This is a genomic window from Sphingobacterium sp. IITKGP-BTPF85, from assembly GCF_001006065.1.
GTDB lineage: Bacteria > Bacteroidota > Bacteroidia > Sphingobacteriales > Sphingobacteriaceae > Sphingobacterium > Sphingobacterium anhuiense.
The window spans coordinates 1-6,136 of sequence record NZ_ASZT02000213.1; the positions used below are offsets into that span (position 1 = coordinate 1).

The window sequence follows — 6,136 nt, forward strand, 5'->3', positions numbered from 1 at the left end:
TACTTTTAACACATCTTTATTCTTGAGTCCGGCCGCAAAAGGTAGTTTATTCGCAACTACAGATCGACTTATTATTGCAAAGGATGCAAATAACAAACCAAGAATAAAATTAAACATCTTATATACTAAATTTTAACAGTTTATGAACAAGAAAAATTGGCTACTAATATTATTAGCGTGCGTCGTTACTTTCTCTACTTACTCTTGTAAATCAAAGGATGATGATACTACAGAAGAAGTAACAGAATGGACTAAAGGTTCTGCTTTCGATGGTGGCGCAAGAAGTGGGGCAGTATCTTTCTTAATTAACAATATCGCTTATGTAGCAACTGGTCTTGCGACAGAAGGTCAAGTATCTGTGCCTAAAAAAGATATTTGGGCATACAACGCAAGCTCAGGAACTTGGTCGCAAAAGGCTGAATTCCCAGGATCAGCTCGTTACGCTGCTGTTGCTTTTTCAATTGGAAACAATGGATATGTAGGGTCTGGTTATGATGGAGCAAATGCATTATCAGATTTCTATAAATATGATGTTTCAGCTAACACTTGGACTAAAATTGCTGACCTACCTGCTGACGCAGCTCGTTATGGTGCAGTTGCTTTTTCAATTGGTGGTTTCGGTTATGTAGGTACAGGTTCTAAAGGAAACGATAACAATACTAACGTTAAATCATTCTACAAATACAATCCTACAGATAACTCATGGACTCCTGTTGAAAGCCCATTAAAATCGAACAGAAGATATGGATTTGCTTTTGTGATCAATAACGTCGCTTACGTAGGTGGTGGTATCGACAATAGCTCATACCCTGAAGATTTCTTTAAATTTGATGGTACCAAATGGACTCCATTAAATGATTTAGATCGTAGTGATAACTCTTACACATACAACTTAACACGTTCAAGCGCATCTACTTTTGTACTGAACAATCTAGCATATGTAGTAGGTGGTAGAAAAAATACGGCAATCAACACGATCTGGGAATATAACCCTGGAACTGATGTTTGGAACGATGACAACCAAGGTTTCCAAGGTCAAGTTAGACAAGATGCTGTTGGATTTGGAATCGACAATGTAGGTTATATTACTACTGGTCAAAATGGATCAAACAAATACTACGATACTTGGAAATTTGTTCCAGTAAAATAGTTTAAAAAAATACCATAGTAAAGGGGCTGTATCGTAATACAGCCCCTTTACTATTAAAAAAAGCTTTCCTAAGCAAGGTAACATCGAGAAGTGAGGCGAACCATTAATCGCACTTCGTTGATTCGGCTTTATTTTACAACTTAAGACTACTTTCGTTACAAGGTTACGAGGCATCTACGCCACAATAACTCCATCTCCCGCGAAATAATTACTGTTGGTTAGATTATTCATCCTGAAGCCAAATCGATATTTCTCACGCTCCAGAGATACGGAGGCATTCGCCAAAGAATAAGCATGAAAAGTAAACCAACCTATGAATTTAATTCAAGTATTGGAGTGTCTAACATATTATCCTAATATTTTCTATTACCACATTTTAAAAGATTGATTCGGAAGCGCATCTCAGATACGTCACAACCTATTCATTGACGAGAGACTCTAAGAGCAGTACCGTAAATTAAAGAATAAGAAGACAAATACAGTAGCTAGAATTAGCGCAAGTTTAACGGTAATAAAACCGAACAGCGAGGGAGCAGGTTATGACCAAATTTGTACCATGTTATAAGTTTAACCACGGTAAGTCCATATTACATCGTGCTTTCTCTTTGGGAACACAGCTTTCACACCCTACTCACATCTATAAGTTGGGCCCTATTTGGTTCTTAGCAGGTCCCTAGCGTAGACCTACAAGAAATCAATCCACAAAATAGCATTTGAAACACAAGCGCTAAGTGAAGAAATATTGCTTTTGATGTGGACTCCAATTACTTTTATGTACATAAAGCAGTAATATCGTACAAGAAAGGTTGAAAATAAGAAGGGGCTTTAGTTGTAATGAGTAAAAGAGAGAAGATTATTTTAAAGTGGTTGATGTGCAATTAAGAGGAAATACAATGGTGGAGCAGGTCCCAAAACAAAAAAGAGCTATATCAATGTGTTGATATAGCTCTTTACGTATATGAAGATCAGATTAAATTAATCCCTTTTCTCTTAATGTTTCTGCAATTTGAATGGTATTAGTTGCGGCACCTTTACGCAAATTATCTGCAACTACCCACATATTTAACGTATTTGCTTGTGAATCATCACGACGAATACGGCCGACAAATACTTCATCTCTACCGTGTGCATCTTTTGGCATCGGATACTGCAAATTAGCTGGATCATCAACGACAATAACACCGCTTTGAGCGGCTAATGCTTCACGAACATCTGCTAAATCAAAATCACGCTCAAACTCAATATTTAATGATTCAGAGTGTCCACCCATTACTGGAATACGAACGGTAGTTGCAGTCACTTTAATGGAATCATCACCCATAATCTTATTTGTTTCCAAAATCATTTTCATTTCCTCTTTTGTATAACCATTTTCTTGGAATACATCAATTTGAGGAATAACATTTAAATCGATCTCGTAAGCATAAGCTTTCTCGCCATCCTTAATACCCGCACGCTCATTCATCAATTGCTCGACAGCTTTAACCCCTGTACCAGTCACAGACTGATAAGTAGAAACGACAACTCGCTTAATTTTATACTTGTCATGCAACGGCTTTAAAGCAACGACCATCTGTATGGTTGAACAGTTTGGATTGGCTATAATTTTATCTTCAGCAGTTAATACATCTCCATTAACTTCCGGAACAACCAATTTCTTGGTCGGGTCCATACGCCAAGCAGAAGAATTGTCAATAACTGTAATTCCAGCAGCGGCAAATAATGGCGCATACTCTAAAGAAGTACCTCCACCAGCAGAGAACAAAGCAACATCAGGTTTTAAAGCAATAGCTTCAGATGGAGTAACCACCTTATACTTCTTTCCCTTAAAATCAATTTCCTTACCCTTACTACGCTCTGAAGCTACTGGAATTAATTCTGAAACTGGGAAATTGCGCGCTGCTAACACTGTTAACATCTCAGTACCTACAAGGCCTGTTGCGCCGACTACTGCGACTTTCATCTTGCTACTTTTTCTTTAATTTGTTATAAAATGTATTACGAATGTACAAATGAGAACATTCTTATTTCTCAAACTTACGAAATTAAGGGCTAATATTTAATGATTATTGCAAAAAATAGATTAATCAATAGTAATATCAATAGCCTAATGCTATTTTTAATAAAATATCTTAAAATAATATCCCGCTGAACTATTCTAAAATTACAACTTTTCATAATAAAATAAATCAACACATGTCACGTTACACAATGCAAAAATAAGCAATCGATTGCTCTCCTAGAAAAGCGTCATAAATGAAAAATAAACACTAAAAAAAAGAGCTAAAAAAAGCTCAAAAAAAAGCTAAAACGAAACAGCAAATGATCCGAATATCGTGACAGTAAAGACTTTATGAGACTAAAAAAAGAATATTCGACAGTCATTTCAATGGTTTCAAAGCATTGGTTAGGATAATAAAAATACTATATTTGCATCGATGAAAGAAAGCATTATTATAATCGGTGCAAATGGTCAAATCGGAACTGAATTGGCTACAGCTTTAAGAGAAAAATTTGGTATTGAAAATGTCGTTACTTCCGACATTAGAGAACCTCAAAATTTAAAGGACGGGGAAATCTTTGAAACCCTTAATGTACTTGACAAAAGTGCAATAGAATCCCTTTTCCAAAAATATAAACCAACACAAGTATATTTATTAGCGGCCATGTTATCGGCGACTGGTGAAATATATCCACAAAAAGCTTGGGACCTTAACATGAACGGTCTGCTCAATGTGCTTGATCTTGCAGTTGAATATAAGGTGTCAAAAATATTTTGGCCGAGCTCAATCGCAGTATTTGGACCTCATTCGCCTAAAACGAATACAGACCAATACTGTGTGATGGATCCAAATACCATTTATGGAATCAGCAAACTTGCCGGCGAACGACTAGTTGAATGGTATCAAGAAAACCGTGGATTAGATATCCGTAGCATTCGCTACCCGGGTATTATATCATGGAAAGCTGAACCAGGAGGAGGTACAACAGATTATGCTGTTCATATTTTCTATGACGCACTGAAGAAAGGAACGTATGAGTGTTTCTTATCTGAAGATACAGCACTACCGATGTTATATATGGACGATGCTATCCGCGGTACTTTACAGTTGATGGATGCACCAAAAGAAGTTTAACGATTCGCTCAAGCTATAATTTAACAGGTGTAAGTTTTACGCCAAAAGAACTAGCTGAAGAAATTAAAAAAATTCTTCCTAATTTTACAATCACTTACTCGGAGAATGATCCTAGACAAGCCATTGCAGATTCTTGGCCAGCTAGTATTGAGGACTCTCCAGCAAGAGCAGATTGGAACTGGAAGCCTGCTTTTGATTTAGCAAAGCTTACTGTCGAAATGATAGAGAATCTTAAAACAAACAAAATATAACATGGGAAGAGCTTTCGAATTTAGAAAGGAACGTAAGTTTAAACGCTGGGCCAAAATGGCAATCCAATTTACGCGTTTAGGAAAAGAAATTGCAATTGCGGTGAAGGAAGGTGGTCCTCACCCAGAATCAAATTCTAGATTACGTACAGCGATAAACAATGCGAAAGCTGTAAATATGCCTAAAGATCGTGTAGAAGCAGCTATAAAAAGAGCTTCTGAAAAAGATTCTAAGGGCTATGAAGAATATGTATATGAAGGATACGGTCCTCACGGAGTGCCTATCTTAATTGAAACAGCAACCGATAACACAAATAGAACTGTTGCAAATATCCGTAGCTATTTCACTAAAGCTGGTGGCACATTGGGTAAAACAGGATCTTTGGACTTTATTTTCAACCGTAAATCTCTTTTTAGATTTCCTGCAACAGAAGATCTGGATGTAGAGGAATTAGAATTGGAACTCATTGACGGCGGTCTTGAAGAATTGTACGTCGAATCTGATGAAGAGGGAAATGATGTAGTTGTTGTCCAAACTTCATTTGAAGATTTTGGGAATATGCAACGTCTACTGGAGGAAAAAGGAATAGCAGTTTCTTCAGCAAAACTTGAACGTATTGCTTTATCACATTCCGATATCTCGGAAGAGGATGCTGCAGATGTATTAAAACTAATCGACAAGATTGAAGAAGATGATGATGTACAAGCTGTATATCACAACATGGCTTAATATTTTTCTGACAACATAAAAAAAGAGCGCTAGTCGCTCTTTTTATACCCGAAATTATCTCAAAATAGCACCCAAGCTATTAAAGCTTAATAAAATAGTATACATTTGTAATAGACTAAATATTTTCAGGATGACTTTTGAAGAATTTTTCGCTAAAAAAAGATTGATTTAACTGCTTTAAAAAAAGCAGACAACTCACTTTATGAAGAATTTAAAAAGCACTATAGGGCTATGGGTGCAAAAAGTTTTGACCATACCAAGAAATTTTGGTTCAATAGACTACGAAAAAGTTATCGATTAGAAGAGGTTGTAGTTGACAAGAAAGAAATACAACAACCTGCTCCAATTGTAAAAGAACAACCAGTTGTCGCGGCTGAAACGTCCAGTCCATCTACAGGTTTTAAACCACGCTTTAAAACAATGGTAAAACCTGCCATAGTTCCTGCTACTGAAACAGAATTGAAAAATGAGGATGTCGAAAAAACGCAGAATGCTGCCATATCACAAGAAGTAACAGCAAAACCGGCCGGATTCAAACCTAGATTTAAGGCCGGAGTAACATCGTCACCTGTATCCGAGCCCGCTTCCGGTACAGAAAACACCGACGATAAAAAAGAACAAGTTGATCTTCCAGCAGATATTACGACTAAACCTGCTGGATTTAAACCCAGATTTAAGGCCGGTGTAACAAAACCGGTGACTGTAGTAGAACCGACAGATACGGAACAAAAAGTAGATGCACAGCTTGATCAAACGGATCAACAGAACACACCTGCTGAAACGGCAAACAAACCTGCTGGATTTAAACCCAGATTTAAGGCTAGAGTAACAAAACCGGCGACTACAGTGAAACCGGCAGATGCGGAACAAA

At 37.0% G+C, this 6,136-nt stretch carries 4 protein-coding genes and 1 pseudogene; 4 read left to right on the forward strand and 1 reads right to left on the reverse strand.

Features of this window, described 5'->3' with window-relative positions:
- Nucleotides 1-142 precede the first annotated feature (142 nt).
- Nucleotides 143-1,150 (forward strand): Kelch repeat-containing protein, encoded by a 1,008-nt coding sequence (locus tag L950_RS23770; RefSeq protein WP_021190280.1) that lies wholly within the window; start codon nucleotides 143-145, stop codon nucleotides 1,148-1,150.
- 970 nt (nucleotides 1,151-2,120) lie between these two features.
- On the opposite strand, the gene L950_RS23775 is transcribed toward L950_RS23770, so the two are convergent.
- Nucleotides 2,121-3,113 carry an aspartate-semialdehyde dehydrogenase gene (locus L950_RS23775; protein ID WP_021190281.1) on the reverse strand — a complete coding sequence of 331 codons (993 nt, stop codon included), beginning with the start codon at nucleotides 3,111-3,113 and terminating at the stop codon, nucleotides 2,121-2,123.
- A gap of 475 nt (nucleotides 3,114-3,588) precedes the next feature.
- Here L950_RS23775 and L950_RS23780 point away from each other — a divergent pair.
- The 3 genes and pseudogenes from L950_RS23780 to L950_RS23790 all read left to right on the forward strand — a co-directional run.
- Nucleotides 3,589-4,538: pseudogene (locus L950_RS23780) on the forward strand (NAD-dependent epimerase/dehydratase family protein).
- A gap of 1 nt (nucleotide 4,539) precedes the next feature.
- A complete protein-coding gene (locus L950_RS23785) occupies nucleotides 4,540-5,265 on the forward strand; it encodes a YebC/PmpR family DNA-binding transcriptional regulator (protein WP_021190283.1) in 726 nt (241 codons plus the stop codon).
- 231 nt (nucleotides 5,266-5,496) lie between these two features.
- Nucleotides 5,497-6,136 (forward strand): hypothetical protein (locus L950_RS23790; RefSeq protein WP_021190284.1); only part of this gene is annotated, 640 nt, incomplete at its 3' end.

Coding starts and splice junctions, on each gene's coding strand:
- L950_RS23770 (WP_021190280.1), top strand. CDS start 143: ATGAACAAGAAAAATTGGCTACTAATATTATTAGCGTGCGTCGTTACT.
- L950_RS23775 (WP_021190281.1), bottom strand. CDS start 3,113: ATGAAAGTCGCAGTAGTCGGCGCAACAGGCCTTGTAGGTACTGAGATG.
- L950_RS23785 (WP_021190283.1), top strand. CDS start 4,540: ATGGGAAGAGCTTTCGAATTTAGAAAGGAACGTAAGTTTAAACGCTGG.